The organism is Candidatus Vesicomyosocius sp. SY067_SCS001, from assembly GCF_014706615.1.
Lineage (GTDB): Bacteria > Pseudomonadota > Gammaproteobacteria > PS1 > Pseudothioglobaceae > Ruthia.
Map to the genome: position 1 here is coordinate 792,165 of NZ_CP054877.1, position 22,008 is coordinate 814,172.

Below are 22,008 nucleotides of genomic sequence, written 5' to 3' on the forward strand. Positions count from 1 at the left end.
CCTTTAACATGGCAGGCAAGGAGGGACTCGAACCCCCAACCAATAGTTTTGGAGACCATTACTCTACCAATTGAGCCACTTGCCTATAAATCTCAAAAACTTGAACTATTGTCCAAACCACCTTCTTCATTTCTTTTTTAAATTAATTTAAGTTTTAACTTTTGATCAATCTGTCACTTTAGAAACTACACCTGCACCTACCGTACGACCACCTTCTCTAATAGCAAATCTTAAACCATCTTCCATAGCTATTGGTGATAATAGCTCTACTTTCATTTTCACATTATCACCTGGCATAACCATCTCTATGCCATTAGGTAACTGACAAGCACCTGTAACATCTGTAGTTCTAAAATAAAACTGTGGACGATAATTGTTAAAAAATGGTGTATGACGACCACCTTCATCTTTGCTTAAAATATAAATTTCTGCTTCAAACTTTGAATGTGGTTTGATTGACCCTGGCTTAGATAATACTTGACCACGTTCAACTTCTTCACGTTTTGTACCACGAAGCAAGACACCAACGTTATCACCAGCCTCACCTGAAGCAAGTAATTTTCTAAACATTTCAACACCAGTACAAGTAGTGGTTTTAGTATCTTTAATACCAACAATTTCTAGCTCATCGCCAATATTAACAATACCTGCCTCAATACGACCTGTTACCACAGTACCACGACCTGAAATTGAAAATACATCCTCAATTGGCATAATGAAGGATTTATCCGTATCACGCTTAGGAGTTGGGATATAAGAGTCTAATGCGTCAACTAGCTTTAAGATAGAAGGAACACCAATGTCGGAAGTATCACCTTCTAAGGCTTTAAGTGCTGAGCCAAAAATAACTGGCGTGTCATCACCTGGAAAATCATATTCATCTAATAGCTCACGAATTTCCATTTCAACTAATTCAACCAATTCCTCATCGTCAACCATATCAGCTTTATTCATATAAACAACTATATAAGGCACACCTACTTGTTTAGATAACAAAATATGCTCACGGGTTTGAGCCATTGGACCATCTGTAGCAGCAATTACAATAATAGCTCCATCCATTTGGGCAGCGCCTGTAATCATGTTTTTAATGTAATCAGCATGTCCTGGACAGTCAACATGTGCGTAGTGACGCATCTCACTTTCATACTCTACGTGAGCTGTTGAAATGGTAATACCGCGTTCTCTTTCTTCAGGAGCATTATCAATATCTGTATAATCTTTGAATTCTCCACCACGAACTTCTGCCATTACTTTAGTAATGGCAGAAGTAAGTGTAGTTTTACCATGATCAACATGACCGATTGTGCCAACATTAACGTGTGGTTTGGTTCGTTCAAATTGTTCTTTTGACATTTTATTCCCCTACATGTAACAAATTAAATTTTTTGGAGCTCACCAGTGGATTTGAACCACCGACCTCTTCCTTACCAAGAAAGTGCTCTACCGACTGAGCTAGGTGAGCACAATCACTCTATTTAGAGCGGGTAACGAGAATCGAACTCGTCTCATTGGCTTGGAAGGCCAAGGTAATACCAATATACAATACCCGCAAAACCTACTATGCCTTTATGGTGGAGGGGGAAGGATTTGAACCTTCGAAGGCAGAGCCGACAGATTTACAGTCTATTCCCTTTAGCCACTCGGGAACCCCTCCAAAAAATAATCAGGAATTATCCCATAACTATCTTTATAGTGCAAGCGTTAATTTAAGGTTTTATTGTTTTTTTAAAAGTCTGTCTTTTGCTAAATTACAAGCGTGAAACACCACTTGAAACAGCAACATCAAATACTGCTTTAGGTACTACCTCAATCAATCTTGGATCAAAAGGCTTAGGAATAATATAATCCTTACCAAATGTCATGTACTTTGTACTATAAGCCTTTAAAACACTATTTGGTACTTCTAATTTTGCTAAATCTTTAAGTGCATAAACTGCTGCTATTTTCATCTTTAAATTAATTTCACTAGCTTTTGCATCTAACGCACCTCTAAAAATAAAAGGAAAACCTAATACATTATTAACTTGATTGGGATAATCACTTCGACCTGTTGCCATGATTAAATCGTCACGCACCGAATTAGCATCTTTAGGCGAAATTTCAGGATCTGGATTCGACAAGGCAAACACAATAGGCCTATCTGCCATTGACTTAATCATCTGTTTTGATACTAAGTTAGCAACAGCAACACCAATAAATACATCCGCACCGTGCATAACATCTGTTAAGGTTTTTTTATCTGTTTTCGTACCATATTGAGCTTTAAATTGACTAACATTTTCCATATCTTTAGAAATAACACCTCTACTATCAACTAATAAAATATTGTCCTTTGACAAGCCCAATTCACATAATAAGTCCAAAGTAGCAATTCCTGCTGAACCAGCACCTAAACAAACTAATTGAATTGTTTCAATATCTTTATCTTGAATTTCAAGTGAATTTAACAATCCTGCTGCAATAATAATAGCCGTTCCATGCTGATCATCATGAAAAACAGGAATATCCAACATTTTAATTAAACGCTTTTCAATCTCAAAACAGCGAGGCGCTGAAATATCTTCAAGATTAATACCGCCAAATGTTGGAGCAATATTCTTAACTGTTTGTACAAAATCATCTACATCTTGAGTATCAATCTCAATATCAAATACATCAATATCTGCAAAATGTTTAAACAATACTGCTTTACCTTCCATAACAGGTTTAGATGCCAATGGACCAACATTTCCAAGTCCCAAAACTGCTGAACCATCAGAAATAACAGCAACCAAATTACGTTTAATGGTAAAGTCATAAACCTTATTTGCATCTTGTGCAATTTCACGAACAGGAATAGCAACACCAGGTGTATATGCTAAGCTCAGATCTTCGCATGTTACTAATGATTTATGTGATGAAACAATGATCTTTCCTGGACGATTACCTTTATGATATTCTAGCGCCAATTGATAAAATTTTGAACTCATTATATAGTTTTTAGATTAAATTAATATTTTCATTATCCAAGATATCTTGTTTACCATTGCAATATATTATATATATATTAATATATTAGGAAATATACACATAATAATACCTATTATTTAAATAACTACTAAATCCTTTATACTGAATTATCCGAAATAAGTTTTTACTCTTTTCTAAATTCAATTAGACCTGAGAATAATAATGATAAACAAATTATCCTTGTTATAAAATAGTAGTATTTACTTACATTTTTACAAACTAACACAAACTCCATAACTAATCTCGTCAAAAGCTTATTTTTTAACTAAACTATTATTTACTTCTAATATATGGTCTAGTCTGTATATATTCTGTATATATAATATAACTACATTACTAGATAATCCATATTAAATAAGATTAATCTATCGTCAAATATTTAATCACTGAAAAATCATTAGAGCACTACGATTCACTTTAAATATTATTAACCTCTATCAAGATATCCGTTAATAACTAATAAACAACCACAATGATATCTTTATTTTGTATAGCTAACTGGCTATAACATCTCTAAAAATAAAATATCAAAAATAACATTATGAATTTTATAATTTGCTTCATCTTCTAAGATGAAATATTTTATAAATTACCAAAATTAACATACCATTATAACTATAAGTTATATAGTTGTTTTTAGCAACAAGCTTAAAACAAATACTAAGATGTCTAGCTCAAAATTCATTACTCATTGTGAGTACAGTATTTTAATAAATACAAAGAACTAAATTTTATCTGATTAATGGTATATTTTGCTTGTCACAAATAAGACTTGTAACCACTTTCAGACTATTTATTAATGAATAAAAAATATATTAGAATCAAAAAGAGAAAATTTTTTTCTAAAAAGGTAAGCTATCCTGGTGGCCAAGTCAGTACCCGTCCGCCAAAACAATGAAGGTGAATATGATAAACTGTTTGTCCGCCTTGTTTATTACAATTCATCACCACACGATAACCCTTATCAGCAAAGCCAAGCTCTTTAGTAATATTACTTGCTATTAATATTAATTTTCCTAATAACTTTTCATCATTAGTATTATTTAAAGTTTTAATATGTGTTTTTGGAATTACTAAAAAATGGTATGGTGCTCGTGGTTTGATATCATAAAATGCAAGAACATATTCATCTTCATAGATTTTATTAACTGAAATATCTCCATTAATTATTGTACAAAATAAACAATCAGTCATAGCCCCAAGATAAAGATTAAAATAAGTAAATTTAAACGTAATAGTGGTAAGTTTATTTCAATCAGCAATAATTAACCTTACTGATTTAACTATACCTGACATACCTACCTAAAAACGCTTTAATATTATGAATATAACAATAATCTATAATGGAAAATCTTTACAAGTGCACTATTAATATGGTAAAAAATACGTTGATAATAATTGTTTATTCCATTATCAATGGCTGAAATTATGCTCCAAATAAAAATAAACTCGATATAATTTGTTTAGATCATTATCCATTGTCAATCTGAACCAATAGAGTTAATCAAACTCTATTGGTTCAATACCCCCAAAAACAAGCGTCTAATATTAAAATTTAATTGAAGTATTCTTATATATAACTATTAAATTAAAGAGCACACTCCTTAAGTGTATTAACTCTAACACATTCAGATCCATCATCTTTATAAAGCAACAATACCTAATAATTTTACAAAGTTTTCAACAGTTTACCGATATTGACGTAAATACCGCCAACTAAAAATCTGTTTAGCATAATGCATCAAACGACAACTTGGTAACATTAAACCACCTTTGAGTGTTCGGGATATATATATACCTTTATTATTTGAATCAATAATGCACATCAACTCAACCTTAAAGGTATGACTAGTAGGCTTATCATTCAAAACATCCAATACATTTTTAGCAGCAGCTATGGCTTGTAAATCTGCCATATGTGCCTGCTTGGGCATCCAATCTGGTCCTGGAAAAGAACCTGAATCTCCTACAACAAATATATTTTCAGCGCCTTTAACTTGACAGAACTTATCCGCTTTAAGTAAACCACCTTTACTACGTTCAAGTTCAGTATTGTCAAACCAATGATTACCAGTCATCCCTGGCATAAATAAAATCAAATCTGCAATAAACTCACCACCCTCAGTAATGACTTTATTAATCTCAAAAGACTTTATTTTATGACCAAGATGAGTGTTAATATTGCGCTTTCTCATCTCACTTAGTAAGTTTATCACTGCTTTTTCGCCCAAACGAACGCCTGGTTTCTTTGTAGGACTAAAAAAAATTAAATTAAATTTATCACGTCGACCCTCTTGTCGTAATTGTGTATCCAAACCAAATAAAAATTCAAACATCGGACCGCCACGTGTCGCGCTTAATTCATTAGGATTAGTAGCAAAACCAATAGCAATATTACCACTATCCATAACTTGAATTCTATCACGTATCTGTTCGACAGCGCTCAATCCATCACATGGCGTAATAGCATGCTCAATACCAGGCAACTTCTTAATAAACCGCCCGCCTGACGCGATAATAAGTGCATCATTTTCATACTCACCTATTGAAGTAATTACAGTTCTAGCACGGTTTTCCAAACCTATAACTTTACCAGAAATATGACAAATATTCATACGTTTAAAAAAACGATTAAGAGGGATAACAATATCTTTGTTATTGGCTATACCTGACGGTATCCAAATCAAACTTGGCATATAAACAAACTCTGCCTTGGGCGATATTAAGGTAATCTGTATGTGTTTATCGTTTTTTCTAAGAGTTCTGACAGCTGTTAATCCTGCAAATCCTGACCCAATAATAGTGATTTTATTCATTGTTACTTTCTTCTAATAATTTTTCCAATTCAATTTGTAATTCATCGTATAAATTTTGTAACTCATATAATATGGTTTCACTAACTGTATCATCAATTGAGACAATTTCACCTTGTACAGAGCCAAACATACTATCTTGTTTATATTCAAATTCTATACCCGCCTTTCTTAAATGGTTTTTAAATTTATTTAATAACTTAGTATCAAAAAATATATAATCTAGCATATTTATTATTTATTAACAGTTAAAGGTATTTTAATGCTTAACAAAGATACACTGGACACTTTATTTCGTCATGCAAGAAGCCATAATGGCTGGTTGAAACAAGATGTGTCTAAAACACAATGTCATCAAATTTATGAGTTGATGAAATTTGCTCCTACTGCAACCAACAACTGCCCTGTACGCATTACTTTTATTAAATCACATATTGCTAAACAACGTTTAAAACCGCATCTTAACGAAGGAAACATTGATAAAAGCATGAACGCACCAGCTATTGCTATTATTAGCTATGACACAGAATTTTACAAAAAATTACCATTTTTATTTCCTCATACTAATGCCAAAAATTGGTATGAGGGCAAACCTGAAAAAATAAAATTAGCAGGAAATCTAAACGCTACTTTGCAAGGTGCTTATTTCATCATGGCTAGCCGTTCTATTGGGCTAGATTGTGGTCCAATAGGGGGATTCAATAAGGAAACCCTAAACGATGATTTTTTTAAAGATGGTAAAACAAAATCTATTTTCTTATGTGGAATTGGCCATGGTGATCATAATAAAATTTTCCCGAGATTGCCGCGTTTAAGTTTTAATGAAGCATGCAAAATTATTTAAACATCTTTACTTTTATTTATTATGTTATACCTTCTATGTCTATAATCAATAGGAGCATATCGTCTAATGTTAATTCAAACTCACACACATTACTATCATAAACAAATAATACAAATAGGATATCTAGTAAACTAAAGTAGTTTACTAGATAATTATACATTTTTAAAATAAAATACAAAATTATACCTTCAGATGATCTATATGGGCCTAATACTTTTGCAGCATACAGATTCTTACTAGAGTCCGATTTTTCCATAGCTACATTTAAGCCTTCAACTACTTCCACATTATTGGCTGGTACACGTTCACGCTTAATTATTGGAACTCTAATCACAGCAAATACTTCCCTAACAACGTTAATACTTGAATGTTGGGTCTATTGAATAACCCTTCATGATATTTTTTTCTCTCAATTATAATTTTTTGGCACCACAATCTTGATTAGCAGGTACTGCAACATGGATTTTCTTAGGTAAGTCTAATTCAATTTTATTTACTCTAGAAATAAATATTTGTTTATCTACATTTAAACCAATCATTTCGTTGAATTGTTTTTCTTCCCAGATTGAACTCATCGTTCTTCCTTCGTAATCATGAGCAGGATAAACTAAAGTTTCATCAGGTAAGGTAAATATTTTTTGAATAGAGTCATATAATTTTTCCGCTGAACCACCTTGAAAATCACACCTGCCACAACTTCTAATCAATAATGTATCGCCTGTAAAAACCTGATTACCTACCACATAAGACATACAGCCATTTGTATGCCCTGGAGTTGTCATAGCACTCAAAGTATAAACACCAAATGATAAAGTATCTCCATCATTAAGCAAAATATCCGCACAAATAATTTCATTAGCTGAACCTAGTACGATTTTAGCCTGAGTGAAGTGACGCTTTAGAGGATAAGAACTAGTAATATGATCAGCATGCACGTGCGTTTCAATAATATATTTAAGATTCAAGCCCAACTCTTTAATAAAGGTAACATCTCTTTGCATTGTTTTATCCACTGCATCAATGATAATAGCATCAAAAGTTTGCATATCGGCCAAAAGGTATGTATAAGTTGAACTAGTTTTTTCAAATAAAGGACGTAATAATAAACTCATGGTAATACCTTTTTAAATTGTTTAACAATAACGCTAGTAAGCACTAGACTTAATATAAGTTCTAAAAATAAGACTATACTAATACTAGTAAGTCTGTAAAGCACTTACACCTTTACCCTACTAACAAAGAAGACCTACCCTAGCAAAATTAAACATCCTTGATCACTTAATATGTGTTGAAAGTAGCAACATTATTTTTTCTAACGAATCCTTAATATTTTGTGGAATAATAGCATATATATAACTTTTTTCAAACTTTTTCCATATAATTATATTGATTAATAGCACTTTAAATCCAAAAATACAGTCATATATATTTGTTTAAGACATCTCTAATACATCTTTCATTGAATAAATGCAACCTCTATCAGATGGTACTTTACCCAACCACTCTGCTGCACGAATTGCACCAAGTGCAAATGTCATTCTTGATGAAGCTTTGTGGGTAATTTCCACACGTTCACCTTGCATAAAAAAACTCACCGTATGCTCACCTACCACATCACCACCACGAATTGTAGAAAACCCAATTATATTCCTATCTCTTATCTGTTCAATACCTCTTCGTCCATAAACAGCACACGTTTTTAAATCTCTACCCAATGTATCAGCAATCACTTCACCCATCTTTAATGCAGTACCACTAGGTGCGTCCGCCTTAAAACGATGATGCATTTCAACAATTTCAATATCGCTATCTTTCCCTATTACTTTTGCCGCTATTTCCAATAATTTTAAAGATAAATTAACACCTACACTCATATTAGATGCAAATACAATGGGTATATTTTTTGTAAGACTAACTAATTGATTGAGTTCATCATCATTAAAGCCTGTCGTACCAATAACCATTTTCTTACCAGCCTTAGCACAAATTGATAGGTAGTTAAGTGTAGCTGCTGGACAAGTAAAATCAATTAAAACATCAAATTTATCTAAATAATTAGATAAATTATTATCTTGATCAATCTTAATAACTAATTTAATACTATTTGATTGTTCGATTGCTTTAATAATTGCCTGACCCATTCTACCGTTACTACCTGATACTGCTATTTTTAGCATTTGTTATTCCTTTAAATTAATTCACAATAATATAATAAGAATTATATCTACTCATAAGTTAATATTAGAAATATTAGTATACTTCATATTCAATTAATACCACACCTAAAGAATTAAACTCTACAAACTGTCTTCCAAAAAACCATTTTTCTTAGTAACAACATCTAGTTCCTGTAAGGTTTTAAGTAATTCATCCATTTTATCAATCGGCAACATATTTGGACCATCACTTAACGCTTCATCAGGGTTAGGATGGGTCTCTATGAAAAATCCTGATATACCTACTCCTATAGCCGCCCTAGCAACCACAGGCACCATTTCCCTCTGCCCTCCTGAGGTTAATCCATTACCACCAGGCTGTTGCACTGAATGAGTTGCATCAAATACTATCGGGCAACCTGTTGAACGCATGGTAGATAAACCACGCATATCAGAAATCAAAGTATTATAGCCAAATGAAGTACCACGTTCACAAATAGTAATTAATCTATTACCTGTTTCATAGGCCTTATTCACAACATTTCCTATATCCCATGGCGCTTGAAATTGGCCTTTTTTGATATTCACAGGAATACCTTGTTTACACACATCTTGAATAAAATTAGTTTGACGCACTAAAAAAGCAGGAGTTTGCATCATATCTACCACAAATGCTACCTCACTTAGAGGCGTGTCCTCATGCACATCAGTTAATACTGGTACACCGACTTCATCCTTAACCTTTTGCAAAATACGCAAACCTTCCTTCAAACCCAGACCTCTAAAGCTATTAGTACTGGTTCGATTAGCCTTATCATATGAAGACTTATAAATAAAATTAATACCTAAATTCTCAGTAACTCTTTTTAAATAAGTGGCAGTTTCCAAAGCTAATGCTTCAGATTCAATAACACAAGGACCTGCAATTAAGAAAAATGGGTGATTAATACCGACTTCAAAATCTAACAATTTCATGACTTATAGTTTATACAAAAATCAACGTTTATTATATAGTTAGAGTGATGTATTAGACATTATTTGATAAAAATAGTGAAAACTAAATTTTTCACTCATAACACGTATTATTACATATATTATTAGAAAATAATTTAATTTAATAAATTTTTATCTAAACCATACCTCAATATAATTGTTTCATCGTTTAAAATAGTAATTTATGATTAGTACACCTGATATTTTAAAGAAAATTATTGCACGTAAAAAAGTTGAAATTGCAGAATGTAAAAACAATATTCCAGAAAGCCAAATACTTGATGTTGCGTATAAAAAACATAATACAAATAACTTTTACCAAGCATTGAAAGATAAAGTAGATGCAAAGCAAAATGCTATTATTGCAGAAATCAAAAAAGCATCTCCTTCTAAAGGTCTGTTACGTGAAAATTTCAACCCTGTTGAAATAGCCGAAAGCTACGAAAAATCAGGTGCAACTTGTTTATCAGTTGTAACCAATAAAGACTTCTTCCAAGGGAAGAATCAATATTTAATTGATATATGCGAAGCAATATCAATACCAATCTTACACAAAGAATTTATTATAGACCCTTATCAGATTTACGAGTCTAGAGCCTTAGGTGCAGATTGTATTTTACTAATTGCCGCTTGCCTAAGTGATAAACAAATAGAAGACTTTACAATGCAAGCCATTGACATTAATATGGATGTTTTAATTGAGATACACAATGTAAAAGAATTAGAACGTACATTGCAATTACGCCTGCCAATGATTGGTATTAATAATAGAAACTTACACACCTTTGATGTTTCTTTAGAAACGACTATTGAACTAATGAAAGAAATCAAAGAAGATACTTTGATTATTACTGAAAGCGGTATCCTGACTTCAAATGATGTTACTTTTATGAATGGGCATAATATTTACAGCTTTTTGGTTGGTGAAGCATTTATGCGTCAAGATAATCCAGGAGAAGCACTACAAAAAATTTTTGGAAAAAATAAATGAATACAACAGTTAAATGGATTAATGATATGATGATAGTTGGCGAATCAGATAGTGGTCACGCCATAGTAATGGATGGCCCCCAAAATTTAGGTGGAAAGAATCTAGGTATCCGCCCGATGGAAATGTTACTCCTTGGCATGGGTGGCTGTACAACTATCGATGTGATATCAACACTGAAAAAAATGTGTCAAGAAGTACATACTTTTCATGCTGAAATCACATCAGAACGTGCTAAAGAACATCCAAAAATATTCACTAAAATTCACATCCACTTTGCCGTTAAAGGAGTTAATTTAAACGATAAAAAGGTTAGTAAAGCAGTCAATTTATCTATTAATAAATATTGTTCTGCTTTAATTATACTTGGAAAATCTGCCACTATAACACATGATTTTAAAATTCATAAATAATCTATACAATCAGTTTATATACTTTTTACAAAGTACTAATAGTGAGTAGTATTTTTCTAGTATTTAAGAAAATAACAGAGAAGTGACTGAAGGAAGTTCAATTTAAAATTAACATAGAAGTTAAATATAAATATAGTTTCTAATCCTATTTCAAATTATTATTTCTTAAGCGTATAATTTATCTCTTCGGAGAGTTGGCCGAGTTGGCTGAAGGCGCACCCCTGCTAAGGGTGTATAAGGTTTATCCCCTATCGAGGGTTCGAACCCCTCACTCTCCGCTATACTACTTCGTCTTTTTTTTGAAACCTATCTTACAAACGTAAAAATACTTAATAGTACGATTTAAAAATACAAAATTAAATTAAATTAAATCTTTAAACTTTTTTCACAGTAAAATACTTAATTACCATGATTGACACACCCTTAGTAATTGCCAAAAAAACTTACAACTCTCGCTTGTTAGTTGGATCAGGAAAATATAAAGACCTTAATGAAACCAAACTGGCAACGGATATGGCAGAAGCTAATATCATCACTGTTGCTATTCGCCGTACTAATATTGGACAAAATGTCAATGAACCTAATCTATTAGATATTATCTCACCAAACAAATACACTATTCTACCAAATACTGCAGGTTGTTATAATGCTAAAGATGCTATTCGAACTTGCCAATTAGCACGTGAACTGTTAGGTGGACATAATTTAATTAAATTAGAAATATTAGGAGATAAAAAAACACTTTATCCTAATATTGTTGAAACCCTATCTGCCGCAAAAACACTAGTTGATAATGAATTTGATGTTATGGTTTATACCAATGATGATCCAGTCGTTGCTAAAGAATTAGAAAACATTGGTTGCGTTGCAATAATGCCACTTGCCTCATTTATCGGCTCAGGTCAAGGTATTACCAACCCAACACAAATAAAACTCATCAAAGAACACGCTACTGTACCAGTATTGATTGATGCTGGTATTGGTTGTGCAAGTGATGCCACCAAGGCAATGGAACTTGGCTGTGATGGTGTGCTAATGAACTCAGCCATTGCAAATGCAAAAAACCCAATTTTAATGGCAAGCGCTATGAAAAACGCCATTATCGCAGGACGAGAATCCTTTCTTTCTGGTAGAATGATGAAGAAATCCTACGCTTCTGCTTCATCACCAAAAGTGGATTTAATTTAGCATTAAAACCTAAACAATACGCCTATAGTTCAACTGAAATAGTTTATTATATATATTCATCATCAGAATAATATCTATCATTTTAATTATTCTAAACTACTACTAAAAATTAGTGTCATTCTATCAATCAATATCAACTACTCTGTTGTCTTCTTTTAAATACTATAAAAACACTACTCACTATTTTAAAACTCTTTAATGTTAAATAATTTATAATAACAGAATCTAGATTATCATATATAAATCACGTCATAACAAACATTATTATTACCGTAAAGATAATTAAAGTTAAAAACTATACATCTTCAAATAATTTTTTATTGTGCCTACGTTTAATATATTTATATAGTCCGCATCTAATTGCTTCAACCGCTCTAGATATTTGTTTTCAGAAGTACAAGAACTAAATATTCTTATGACTTGTCTAAATAATAGTAAGAGTTTGATTATATTGTATCATCAATACTACCTATAAACTATAAAATAAATTCATGGACTTCTCACAAGATCTATCAAATCTTAAGCAAAATTATCTTTATCGTACAAGAAAAATATCTAAAAATACTCAAATTAATATTAATGGAAAATCATTGATAAATTTTTGCTCAAATGACTATCTATCGCTTGCTAGCCATCCACAAGTTAAAGAGGCATTTAAACAAGGAATTGATAAATTTGGTGTTGGCGCTAGCGCATCACACTTGATTAGCGGCCATACAGCGGCACATCAAGCGTTAGAAGAAGCATTAGCTAATTATACAGGACAAGAAAAAGCCTTGTTATTCTCAACTGGTTATATGGCGAATATTGGAGTATTTTCTGCACTTAAGGATAAACTTGATTGGGTATTGCAAGATAAATTTAACCATGCTTCACTCATTGATGCAAATCATTTAATCGGTTTACCACTTCAACGATATTTACATAATAATCTTAAATCATTAAAGAAAAAAATAAATAAGCAAACTGGACAAGGATTAATTGTAACTGATAATGTATTTAGTATGGACGGTGATCAGGCTAACATTAAAGGTATTGAAAAAATTGTAGAAAAAACTGATACATTCTTGATGCAAGATGATGCACATGGATTTGGTGTATTTAAGCCAATTATTCCAAAAAATTCAATTTACATGGCAACACTAGGTAAAGCTGTAGGTACTATGGGGGCTTTTGTAGCTGGCAATGAGGATTTAATTGATTTTTTAATCCAAAAATCACGCCCTTATATTTATACAACAGCAATTGTACCTGCTTTATGTAGTGCCACACTAAAAAGCTTAGAACTAATTAAAGAAGGTGAACAAAATACTAAATTATTAGCTAATATTCATTATTTCCAAAATCTTTCTAAAGCACTAAACCTACCCATTAAAGCATCTAATAGTGCTATACAGCCACTAATTTTAGGTAATAATAAAAAATCAATTAACATCTCAAAAAAGTTATTCAGTACAGGCTTTCATATCAGTGCCATTCGCCCACCAACTGTACCAAAAAACACAACTCGTTTAAGAATAACACTAAATGCCGACCATACACAAAACCAAATTAAAGAACTTCTTATCCAACTTAAATATGTTATACAGTAACACAGAAGGTTTTGGGGTTGATTTAGTATTACTTCATGGTTGGGGATTTAATTCAGAAATATTTAATAGTTTATTTTATAATTATAAAAATCAATACCGCATCACACTTATTGATTTACCTGGACATGGTAAAAGTACTAATATTTATGGTGGACTTAATGAATGGAGTGATGAAATTATCAAAATTTTACCAAGAAATCCTATTCTATTAGGATGGTCTTTAGGTGGATTACTTGCCATTAATATTGCTAGTAAAATAACTGTATCAAGCCTTATTCTTATTGCATCAACGCCAAATTTTATCCAAACAAATAATTGGGAATTTGGCATAGATAAGAATAATTTTAAGCAATTTTCAAATGCTCTACAACTAAATTTATCTAAAGGTTTAAAACGCTTTATTAGTTTGCAAACCAAAAATAAATCAAAACTTAAAGCATTAAATAAAGTTATTGAACAATACTCAACAACAACACAAGCACTTAATCAGGGATTGGAAATATTACTTAACACAAACCTAAATAATAAATTTAAAAAACTATCTATACCAATAGAAGTAGTACTGGGAAAATATGATACCTTGGTGCCAATTAAAATTAGCCATTGGTACAATCAAAATCACATAAAAACTTGTATCTTAAACACTGGACATTTGCCTTTTCTACATCATGATTTTGTCCTACCATCAACACTTAAAGTTAAGTATAATTCAAGTAATACTTAACTTTGGAGAAATTGATGAGTGTACTAGTGGGTGTTATTATGGGATCAAAATCAGATTGGATAACCATGAAAAACACAGTAACCATACTCAAAGAACTTAATATTCCATACGAGGTTAAAGTGATTTCTGCACATCGAACACCGGATTTAATGTTCGACTATGCATCAAACGCACTTGAACGTGGGCTTAAAGTGATTATTGCAGGTGCAGGTGGTGCTGCGCATTTACCAGGCATGGTAGCTAGCAAAACTATTGTTCCAGTATTAGGTGTACCTATTCAATCATGTGCACTTAATGGTCAAGATTCTTTATTATCTATTTCTCAAATGCCTGCTGGTATCCCTGTTGGTACATTAGCTATTGGTAAAAATGGTGCTAAAAATGCAGGTATTTTAGCTGCACAAATTATTGGCAATGAAAACCAAGCTATTAGAAGTATAGTAACTAATTTTAGAGCTAAACAAACTCAGGATATTTTAGACAATCCTAATCCACAAGAATAACAGATGAAAGTTGGTATATTAGGCGCAGGCCAATTGGGTAGAATGCTAGCTATTTCTGGCTATCCATTAAATCACCAATTTGGTTTTTCCGGTAAAACTCATGATGAACCATCCTCTTTATTAGGGCATATGTTTGCACACGAAGATAATATAAATAATATTAACTCTTTAATAGAGTTTTCTGATGTTATTACTTATGAAAGTGAAAATACTAAAGTTGAAATTGTTAAAAAAATTAATAAAAAAGTCCCTGTTCACCCTAATGAAAAATCCTTATTTATTACACAACATCGTGGTCGAGAAAAAGCTTTATTCGATCAGCTAAATATTCCTTGTGCACCCTATCAAATAGTAAATTCTGAATCAGATTTAAAAGCAGCGGTTAAAACTATTGGTTTACCAGCAATTTTAAAAACTGTAACCGATGGTTATGATGGTAAGGGTCAATTCCTCCTCCATAAAGCTAAACAAATTACTAAAGCCTGGGAAAGCATGAATGATGTAGAATCAATTCTAGAAGGGGTTATTAATTTTAAACGTGAGCTTTCTTTAATTGCTGTACGTGGCATTGATAATAGCCATAAATACTACCCAATGGTTGAAAATAAACATCATGAAGGCATTTTAAGATTAACCATTGCACCTGCTCAGAATATTAACGAAAAAATTCAAAAAACAGCACAGCATTACATGCAAACTTTACTCGATGAAATGGATTACATTGGTGTGCTTACTATTGAGTTATTTGAAACTAAAAATGGGTTAATAGTTAATGAAATGGCACCAAGAGTACACAATTCTGGACATTGGAGTATTGAAGGTACTAACACTTCGCAATTTGAAAATCACATCCGTGCAATCACTGGCATGCCACTTGGTGACACAACACCAACACATCCATTTTGTGCAATGATTAATATTATTAGCAAACTTGGAGATATTAATACTGTACTAAAAATGCCAAATACACATTTACATCTATATGATAAACCTGAACGCAAAAATCGAAAACTAGGTCATGCCAATATCACCGCTAATTCTCAAGCTAAGCTAAATGAGAGTATTACAAAATTAAAAAACTTTTTACCTTAATAAAATATTATCCAAAATTCTTATTTAAGTAGATACTAATCTCATTAGATTCAAACATCCACTGAACTTCATTGCCATTAGTAATTTTTAAACAGGGTACTTGAACTTTACCAGTTTCTCGCTGTATTTCATCTCTAAATTTACTGCCAATAGTTTGAGCATTACGCGTAATAATATGTAAATTTAATCGCTTAATTATTCGGCGAGTTTTGATACAAAATGGACAACCAAAAAACTGATACAACTCAATATTAATTGTTTCTTCATCTACTTTGTGTTGTTGTTCGCTAGTACGTTTAACCTTACTAACTGGAACCATCCAACTAATAAAAGCGATAATAGCACCTAAACCATTTCTAAATCCTTTTAATAAAAATCTCATATTCTTGCCTCATATGCGGTTAATGTATTTTTTAATAATGTAGCAATAGTCATTGGTCCAACACCACCTGGCACTGGAGCAATCCAACTAGCAACTTTCCTAACAGATTCAAAATCAACATCTCCAACCAAGCAACCATTGTCCAATCGATTAATACCTACATCAATCACAATAGCACCAGGTTTAATCCAATCACTCTGAATCATCTTAGGAATACCAACTGCAACAACAACGATATCTGCTTGCATTAATTTGCAAGATAGATTTTTAGTTTTGCTATTACAGATAGTAACCGTTGCTTTAGCATTTAATAACTCACACGCCATCGGACGACCAACAATATTAGATGCACCCACTACTACACAATTTTTACCCACCAAATCTACTCCAATAGATTCAAACATCAACATCACTCCTTTTGGCGTACATGGATGTAAGAAAGGTTTATTCTGCATTAATTTACCAATATTTTCACTATGAAACCCATCTACATCCTTTTTAGGAGAAATAGCTTCAATTACTAAATTAACATCTAAATGCTTTGGTAGTGGCAATTGCACTAAAATACCATCAATTTTATCATCATGATTTAAACGATCAATTTCAAATAATAATTCTTCTTGGGAAATATTATCAAATCTATTAATTATTTCTAAATAAAAACCAACTTCTTTACAAGCATTCTCTTTATTACGAATATAAACCTCTGAAGCATCATCATCACCAACTAAAATAACTGCCAACCCTGGCTTTCTATCAAGCATATCAACCTTTAATTTAATACTTGCTTGTAAATTTTGTGCAATTTTTTTACCATTAATAACATTCATATTCAACCTAACTCTTTTCTTACCTCATCCAAATCACGTTGTATATCAACACCGTGTCCAACACTAGCACAAGCCGGTGCTACATGAATATCAAACCCTTCGTTAAGCGCTGTTAACTGTTCTAATTTTTCAACTTTCTCATATGAAGAACTATTCATGGTTAGATATTGTTTAATAACCCCTGCTCTATAAGCATATATACCAATATGCTTATAACAAAATTTTAAATCAAAATCCTTTTCCTCTCTAAAAAAAGGAATAGCAGCACGTGAAAAATATAAAGCCTTTCCAATTTTATTAAAAACTACTTTAACACAATTAGGATCAAAATATTGCACCTTGTCCTTAATTTGTTCACACAAAGTTGCTATTTGCATAGGGTTGGTTGCTAAGTTATTAACTACTTGATCAATCACACTTGGATCTAACATTGGCTCATCACCCTGAACATTAACAATAATTTCATCATCATTAATATCTAACTTTTCCAACACTTGTGCAATCCTTAATGTACCAGAAGTGAAATGTCCGTCAGTCATACAAGTTATTGCACCAAAATCATTAGCAACTACCTCAATACGTTTATCATCGGTTGCAATAATGACACGATTTGCGCCACTATTAACTGCATTTTCATAAGTTAATTGAATCAAAGGCTTTCCATGAACATCTCTAAGTAATTTAGCTGGTAATCTACTTGATGCATACCTAGCAGGGATTATAACAGAAAAATTCATTATTTTTTATCACTGCATTTGTCTAATTCACGCGCTTCTTCAGCTAGTAAGATTGGAATACCGTCTTCAATTGGATAAGCCAAGCCACTCACTTCACAAATAAGCTCATTTCCCACTTGTTTCAGTGGAGCCTTACTTTTAGGGCATACTAATAATTTTAACAAGGCTTCATCAATCATAATTTAGCTTCTAGCTCTTTAAAAAAATTATCGCTCAAATTAGCTTCAACTTGAAGATACCACATTTGATTATTTGCGAATTGAATACATTTTACACAATCTTTAGCAGTCATAAGAATTGGATAATTATCTTCAAATACTAAATCACTTTGTTGATACACATAATGGTCAGCAAATATGTGTGGTTTTAAATTAATACCAAGTCTAATTAATGTATCAAAAAAACGTTGAGGATAACCAATACCAGCAACACCATGACAATATTCACCATTGAAATAATCCAATGGTTTTTCCTCTCCTGTTTTAACATTAACAAAAATTTTTATTATTAGTTTAATGTTAAATTCACCTGCACGAAAACCAGTATTATTTATCACAAAATCAACACTTTTAAGTCTGTCAATTGATTCTCTTAAAGGCCCTGATGGTAAGAAAAATTCATTACCAAAACGTCGAGTACCATCAATAACAGCAATTTCTATATCTCTATCCATTTTGTAATGTTGCAAACCATCATCACTGATGATTAAATTAACTTGACATTCATTGATTAAATCCTCAACCGCCTGTGCTCTGTTCCTATTAATCATCACCGGTAAATCTGTTTGCAAAGCGATAAGCAACGGTTCATCACCTGATAAATAAACATTAGTATTTTTACTCACTAACAAACTACCTTTATGGTGCATACCACCGTATCCACGTAATACCACGCCAACTTGCTTGCCTTTTTGTTTAAAATACTGTGCCAATAAAATCACAATTGGTGTTTTACCAGTACCTCCAACTGTAATATTTCCAACTACAATTACAGGACATTTAAATTTTTTAACCTTAAAAAAGTTAACTCGATAAAGCCATTTTCTAAGTACTGATACTAAATAAAACATACCTGATATTGGCAGTAATAAATAATTAATAATACCTCGAGTATTTAAATCCATTAGTATCTAGTACTTATTTTCAATTTGATATTGTTTCTCATTAAATTTCAATATCACTAAGATAACTAATAATGATTAAAATCAAGGTAATCGTAATAAATAAATTCAACTTATTATTTACCATTAAAAATTTCATGTTACTAACTAAGAAACGAGTAGTAACTATAATGGTAACAACTATTATTATATAAACTTTAGAATAAATGTCCATCATGGCACCTAGTTCTAAATAAATAAAAGCAAAATATTTTTAAGTAATACAAATACTCATGTGTAGTAGAATAAACAATTATTACCCAACCATAAATAATCCTACGATATATATCGCTCTGTTGATCAGTTTGATGTTTTGTTGTTAGATTAACCATATATACATTTTTATTTAACTATTTATAATAGTGCTAATTATGACAAAATATTACCCTAATGAGTATCGAATTTATAATTTCTAATCAATACTTACGCTCCAATCAAAAAAAGGGTTTTATTTCCTTTATTCCTGGAATTTCTATGGTGGGTTTAATTCTATCTGTCGTCACTTTGATTACAGTGTTATCTGTCATGAATGGATTTCACAAAGAACTTAGAGACAGAGTACTAAATACCATTTCTCATTCATATATTACTCAATACAACAACTTAGTTGATAATTGGCAAAATTTACAAACTAAAATTAACAAGCATCCTAATGTTATTAGTACCTCACCTTATATTGAAAAATATGCTTTACTAAGTACACATAATGGTACTCAAGGAATTAATGTACGAGGTATTAGACCTAACTTGGAAATAAAAACTTCTATTCTGTTAGATAAAATTAAGTTTGGTAATGCCAACTTGCTTAAATCAGACATTTTAGTTGGTACAGGATTGGCAACACAGCTAGGTTTAACTATTGGGGATAAAATTACACTACTTACACCTAAATTATCTTCTAATATTATAGGCATTCAGCCAAGGTTTAAACGCTTTACTATTAGCGGGATCTTTGATGCTGGTATTAGCGAATATGATAATAACTTAGCATTTATTAGCTTAGAACAAGCACAAAAGTTGTATATTATGGGAGATAAGGTCTCTGGTATTCGACTTAAGGTTGATGATTTATTCAATGCTAAGAAAATCACTAATGAAATTATTACTAATTTGCTAGACAGTCGATATTATGGCATTGACTGGACTGAACAAAAAGCCAACTTTATTAAAGCATTGAATCTTGAAAAACAGATGATTAGTATTATAATGTCGCTTATTATTGCAGTTGCTGCTTTTAATATTGTTTCTATGATAGTAATGGTGGTAACTGATAGAAAAGCCGATATTGCTATTTTAAGAACACTTGGCATGACACCTAATCGTATTGTAAAAATATTCCTTTATCAAGGATTAACAATTGGTCTAATTGGTATTACCATTGGTAGTATCTTAGGCGTATTACTCTCTCTTAATATTGAAATGATTGTTAGTGGTATTGAGTCTATTTTAGGATTCCAGTTCTTTCCAAAAGATGTATTCTATATCAGTCGATTTCCTTCTGAAATACATATAATAGATATAGTTAAAGTTATCTTAGGCGGTTTTATTTTAATAACAATTGCCTCTATTTATCCAGCCAAACTAGCAGGAAAAATAGATATTGCCGAGGTATTAAATCATGAATAAAATTATTGAATGTAACAATATTAGCTATACTTACCTTAATGGCAAACAAAAAATACCAATACTTAATAACCTCAACTTAAACGTTAAACAAGGTGAGTCAGTTGCAATTTTAGGACAATCAGGTTGTGGTAAATCTACTTTACTTAATCTATTAGGTGGTATTGATAAACCTACTCAAGGAAAAATACTTATCAATGGAATTAATCTAAATAAATTAAACGAGAACGATATCACGTTATTACGCGGTAAATATTTAGGATTTGTATACCAATTTCATCATCTGCTAAATGATTTTAGTATGCTTGATAATGTTGCCATGCCTGAACGAATACAAGGAGTTAATCAACAATCTGCTCAAGCCCATGCTAAAAAATTACTCTCAAAGATAGGGCTTGAACACCGCCTTAATCACTTACCAAGTGAACTCTCTGGTGGTGAACGCCAACGAGTTGCTATTGCAAGAGCCTTAATTACAAATCCCAGCTGTATTTTAGCAGATGAGCCTACTGGAAATTTAGATGCTAAAAATACTAATGAAGTACTCAACCTAATGTTGGAACTCAATCATAATCAGAACTGTGCACTCATTATAGTAACTCACGATGAAAAAATCGCTATAAAAATGGATAAATCTCTTATTTTAAATCACGGGATATTAACCTAAATATCAAACTATTTATGTTTTTGGCTGTCTATCAGAGTTACAGATGAATAAATTTATTTATTTCTTACCTTGCCTATAAATTGATGAGTATTTTTCAATAATTATTGTATTAATAATAAACCATACAGAAAACACTAGAAATACTATAAGTTAAAAACAATAAATACAATATTGAAAAGAATAATTACACTGAATCCTTAACAAAAACAAAATCTATAAGTAAATAAACATACTTATAATACACATCAATATAAATAATAAGAACATAGATTTAATTATCTTTTCAAATAAC

At 31.5% G+C, this 22,008-nt stretch carries 24 protein-coding genes and 5 tRNA genes; 11 read left to right on the plus strand and 18 right to left on the minus strand.

Annotation, left to right across the window (positions count from 1 at the left end; genetic code table 11):
* Nucleotides 1-9: 9 nt before the first annotated feature.
* The 9 genes from HUW60_RS03755 to HUW60_RS03795 all read right to left on the minus strand — a co-directional run bounded on the left by HUW60_RS03755 (nucleotide 10) and on the right by HUW60_RS03795 (nucleotide 6,054).
* A tRNA-Trp gene (locus tag HUW60_RS03755) sits at nucleotides 10-85 on the minus strand.
* Between the two features lie 80 nt (nucleotides 86-165).
* Complete coding sequence (tuf, locus tag HUW60_RS03760) at nucleotides 166-1,356, minus strand: elongation factor Tu (RefSeq protein WP_190600207.1); 1,191 nt, start codon at nucleotides 1,354-1,356, stop codon at nucleotides 166-168.
* A 33-nt stretch (nucleotides 1,357-1,389) separates the two neighbouring features.
* Nucleotides 1,390-1,465: transfer RNA gene (locus HUW60_RS03765), tRNA-Thr, on the minus strand.
* A gap of 17 nt (nucleotides 1,466-1,482) precedes the next feature.
* A tRNA-Gly gene (locus HUW60_RS03770) sits at nucleotides 1,483-1,553 on the minus strand.
* Nucleotides 1,554-1,572: 19 nt separating this feature from the next.
* Nucleotides 1,573-1,657, minus strand: a tRNA-Tyr gene (locus HUW60_RS03775).
* A gap of 94 nt (nucleotides 1,658-1,751) precedes the next feature.
* Nucleotides 1,752-2,972 (minus strand): malic enzyme-like NAD(P)-binding protein, encoded by a 1,221-nt coding sequence (locus HUW60_RS03780; protein WP_190600208.1) that lies wholly within the window; start codon nucleotides 2,970-2,972, stop codon nucleotides 1,752-1,754.
* 895 nt (nucleotides 2,973-3,867) lie between these two features.
* Nucleotides 3,868-4,206 (minus strand): histidine triad nucleotide-binding protein, encoded by a 339-nt coding sequence (locus HUW60_RS03785; RefSeq protein WP_190600209.1) that lies wholly within the window; start codon nucleotides 4,204-4,206, stop codon nucleotides 3,868-3,870.
* Nucleotides 4,207-4,700: 494 nt separating this feature from the next.
* Nucleotides 4,701-5,828, minus strand: a complete 1,128-nt coding sequence (locus tag HUW60_RS03790; protein WP_190600210.1) for an NAD(P)/FAD-dependent oxidoreductase — start codon at nucleotides 5,826-5,828, stop codon at nucleotides 4,701-4,703.
* Nucleotides 5,821-6,054, minus strand: coding sequence for a hypothetical protein (locus tag HUW60_RS03795; protein ID WP_190600211.1), 234 nt, complete (start codon nucleotides 6,052-6,054; stop codon nucleotides 5,821-5,823). Before HUW60_RS03795 ends, HUW60_RS03790 begins: the two co-directional genes overlap by 8 nt.
* Before the next feature lie 33 nt (nucleotides 6,055-6,087).
* Between HUW60_RS03795 and HUW60_RS03800 the strand changes: the two genes are divergently transcribed.
* The gene (locus HUW60_RS03800; RefSeq protein ID WP_190600212.1) at nucleotides 6,088-6,669 is read left to right on the plus strand and encodes a malonic semialdehyde reductase; all 582 of its coding nucleotides are present in this window, start codon (nucleotides 6,088-6,090) and stop codon (nucleotides 6,667-6,669) included.
* A 19-nt stretch (nucleotides 6,670-6,688) separates the two neighbouring features.
* On the opposite strand, the gene HUW60_RS03805 is transcribed toward HUW60_RS03800, so the two are convergent.
* The 4 genes from HUW60_RS03805 to kdsA form a co-directional block, all read right to left on the minus strand.
* A complete protein-coding gene (locus HUW60_RS03805; RefSeq protein ID WP_190600213.1) occupies nucleotides 6,689-7,003 on the minus strand; it encodes a hypothetical protein in 315 nt (104 codons plus the stop codon).
* A 79-nt stretch (nucleotides 7,004-7,082) separates the two neighbouring features.
* Complete coding sequence (locus tag HUW60_RS03810; protein WP_190600214.1) at nucleotides 7,083-7,781, minus strand: MBL fold metallo-hydrolase; 699 nt, start codon at nucleotides 7,779-7,781, stop codon at nucleotides 7,083-7,085.
* Between the two features lie 321 nt (nucleotides 7,782-8,102).
* Nucleotides 8,103-8,846 carry a 4-hydroxy-tetrahydrodipicolinate reductase gene (gene dapB / locus HUW60_RS03815; protein ID WP_190600215.1) on the minus strand — a complete coding sequence of 248 codons (744 nt, stop codon included), beginning with the start codon at nucleotides 8,844-8,846 and terminating at the stop codon, nucleotides 8,103-8,105.
* Nucleotides 8,847-8,966: 120 nt separating this feature from the next.
* On the minus strand, nucleotides 8,967-9,800 hold the full coding sequence (kdsA, locus tag HUW60_RS03820) for a 3-deoxy-8-phosphooctulonate synthase (protein ID WP_190600216.1): 834 nt from the start codon (nucleotides 9,798-9,800) through the stop codon (nucleotides 8,967-8,969).
* 202 nt (nucleotides 9,801-10,002) lie between these two features.
* On the opposite strand from kdsA, the gene trpC reads away from it, so the two are divergent.
* From trpC to HUW60_RS03860, 8 genes are all read left to right on the plus strand, one after another.
* The gene (gene trpC, locus HUW60_RS03825; RefSeq protein WP_190600217.1) at nucleotides 10,003-10,809 is read left to right on the plus strand and encodes an indole-3-glycerol phosphate synthase TrpC; all 807 of its coding nucleotides are present in this window, start codon (nucleotides 10,003-10,005) and stop codon (nucleotides 10,807-10,809) included.
* Nucleotides 10,806-11,219 carry an OsmC family protein gene (locus tag HUW60_RS03830; protein WP_190600218.1) on the plus strand — a complete coding sequence of 138 codons (414 nt, stop codon included), beginning with the start codon at nucleotides 10,806-10,808 and terminating at the stop codon, nucleotides 11,217-11,219. The genes trpC and HUW60_RS03830 overlap by 4 nt, the downstream gene beginning before the upstream one ends.
* A 188-nt stretch (nucleotides 11,220-11,407) precedes the next feature.
* A tRNA-Ser gene (locus HUW60_RS03835) sits at nucleotides 11,408-11,497 on the plus strand.
* A gap of 130 nt (nucleotides 11,498-11,627) precedes the next feature.
* The gene (locus HUW60_RS03840; protein ID WP_190600219.1) at nucleotides 11,628-12,407 is read left to right on the plus strand and encodes a thiazole synthase; all 780 of its coding nucleotides are present in this window, start codon (nucleotides 11,628-11,630) and stop codon (nucleotides 12,405-12,407) included.
* Nucleotides 12,408-12,898: 491 nt separating this feature from the next.
* Entirely contained in the window at nucleotides 12,899-13,999 is a 1,101-nt protein-coding gene (locus HUW60_RS03845) for an aminotransferase class I/II-fold pyridoxal phosphate-dependent enzyme (protein WP_190600220.1), read from the plus strand.
* On the plus strand, nucleotides 13,986-14,723 hold the full coding sequence (locus HUW60_RS03850) for an alpha/beta fold hydrolase (RefSeq protein WP_190600221.1): 738 nt from the start codon (nucleotides 13,986-13,988) through the stop codon (nucleotides 14,721-14,723). The genes HUW60_RS03845 and HUW60_RS03850 overlap by 14 nt, the downstream gene beginning before the upstream one ends.
* Before the next feature lie 14 nt (nucleotides 14,724-14,737).
* Complete coding sequence (gene purE / locus HUW60_RS03855) at nucleotides 14,738-15,226, plus strand: 5-(carboxyamino)imidazole ribonucleotide mutase (protein ID WP_190600222.1); 489 nt, start codon at nucleotides 14,738-14,740, stop codon at nucleotides 15,224-15,226.
* Nucleotides 15,227-15,229: 3 nt separating this feature from the next.
* Entirely contained in the window at nucleotides 15,230-16,318 is a 1,089-nt protein-coding gene (locus HUW60_RS03860; RefSeq protein WP_190600223.1) for a 5-(carboxyamino)imidazole ribonucleotide synthase, read from the plus strand.
* Between the two features lie 7 nt (nucleotides 16,319-16,325).
* Here HUW60_RS03860 and HUW60_RS03865 read toward each other — a convergent pair whose 3' ends face one another.
* From HUW60_RS03865 to lpxK, 5 genes are read right to left on the minus strand one after another with little or no spacing between them, the layout of a single operon-like run.
* A complete protein-coding gene (locus HUW60_RS03865; protein ID WP_190600224.1) occupies nucleotides 16,326-16,700 on the minus strand; it encodes a glutaredoxin domain-containing protein in 375 nt (124 codons plus the stop codon).
* Nucleotides 16,697-17,530 carry a bifunctional methylenetetrahydrofolate dehydrogenase/methenyltetrahydrofolate cyclohydrolase FolD gene (gene folD, locus HUW60_RS03870; RefSeq protein ID WP_190600225.1) on the minus strand — a complete coding sequence of 278 codons (834 nt, stop codon included), beginning with the start codon at nucleotides 17,528-17,530 and terminating at the stop codon, nucleotides 16,697-16,699. The genes HUW60_RS03865 and folD overlap by 4 nt, the downstream gene beginning before the upstream one ends.
* Before the next feature lie 2 nt (nucleotides 17,531-17,532).
* Nucleotides 17,533-18,267, minus strand: a complete 735-nt coding sequence (kdsB, locus tag HUW60_RS03875; protein WP_190600226.1) for a 3-deoxy-manno-octulosonate cytidylyltransferase — start codon at nucleotides 18,265-18,267, stop codon at nucleotides 17,533-17,535.
* Entirely contained in the window at nucleotides 18,267-18,446 is a 180-nt protein-coding gene (locus HUW60_RS03880; RefSeq protein ID WP_190600227.1) for a Trm112 family protein, read from the minus strand. Before HUW60_RS03880 ends, kdsB begins: the two co-directional genes overlap by 1 nt.
* Nucleotides 18,443-19,390, minus strand: coding sequence for a tetraacyldisaccharide 4'-kinase (gene lpxK, locus HUW60_RS03885; protein ID WP_190600228.1), 948 nt, complete (start codon nucleotides 19,388-19,390; stop codon nucleotides 18,443-18,445). Before lpxK ends, HUW60_RS03880 begins: the two co-directional genes overlap by 4 nt.
* A 426-nt stretch (nucleotides 19,391-19,816) precedes the next feature.
* Here lpxK and HUW60_RS03890 point away from each other — a divergent pair, with 426 nt between their 5' ends.
* The gene (locus HUW60_RS03890; protein ID WP_190600229.1) at nucleotides 19,817-21,052 is read left to right on the plus strand and encodes a lipoprotein-releasing ABC transporter permease subunit; all 1,236 of its coding nucleotides are present in this window, start codon (nucleotides 19,817-19,819) and stop codon (nucleotides 21,050-21,052) included.
* Nucleotides 21,045-21,716 carry a lipoprotein-releasing ABC transporter ATP-binding protein LolD gene (gene lolD, locus HUW60_RS03895; RefSeq protein ID WP_190600230.1) on the plus strand — a complete coding sequence of 224 codons (672 nt, stop codon included), beginning with the start codon at nucleotides 21,045-21,047 and terminating at the stop codon, nucleotides 21,714-21,716. The genes HUW60_RS03890 and lolD overlap by 8 nt, the downstream gene beginning before the upstream one ends.
* The last annotated feature ends 292 nt before the right edge of the window (nucleotides 21,717-22,008 follow it).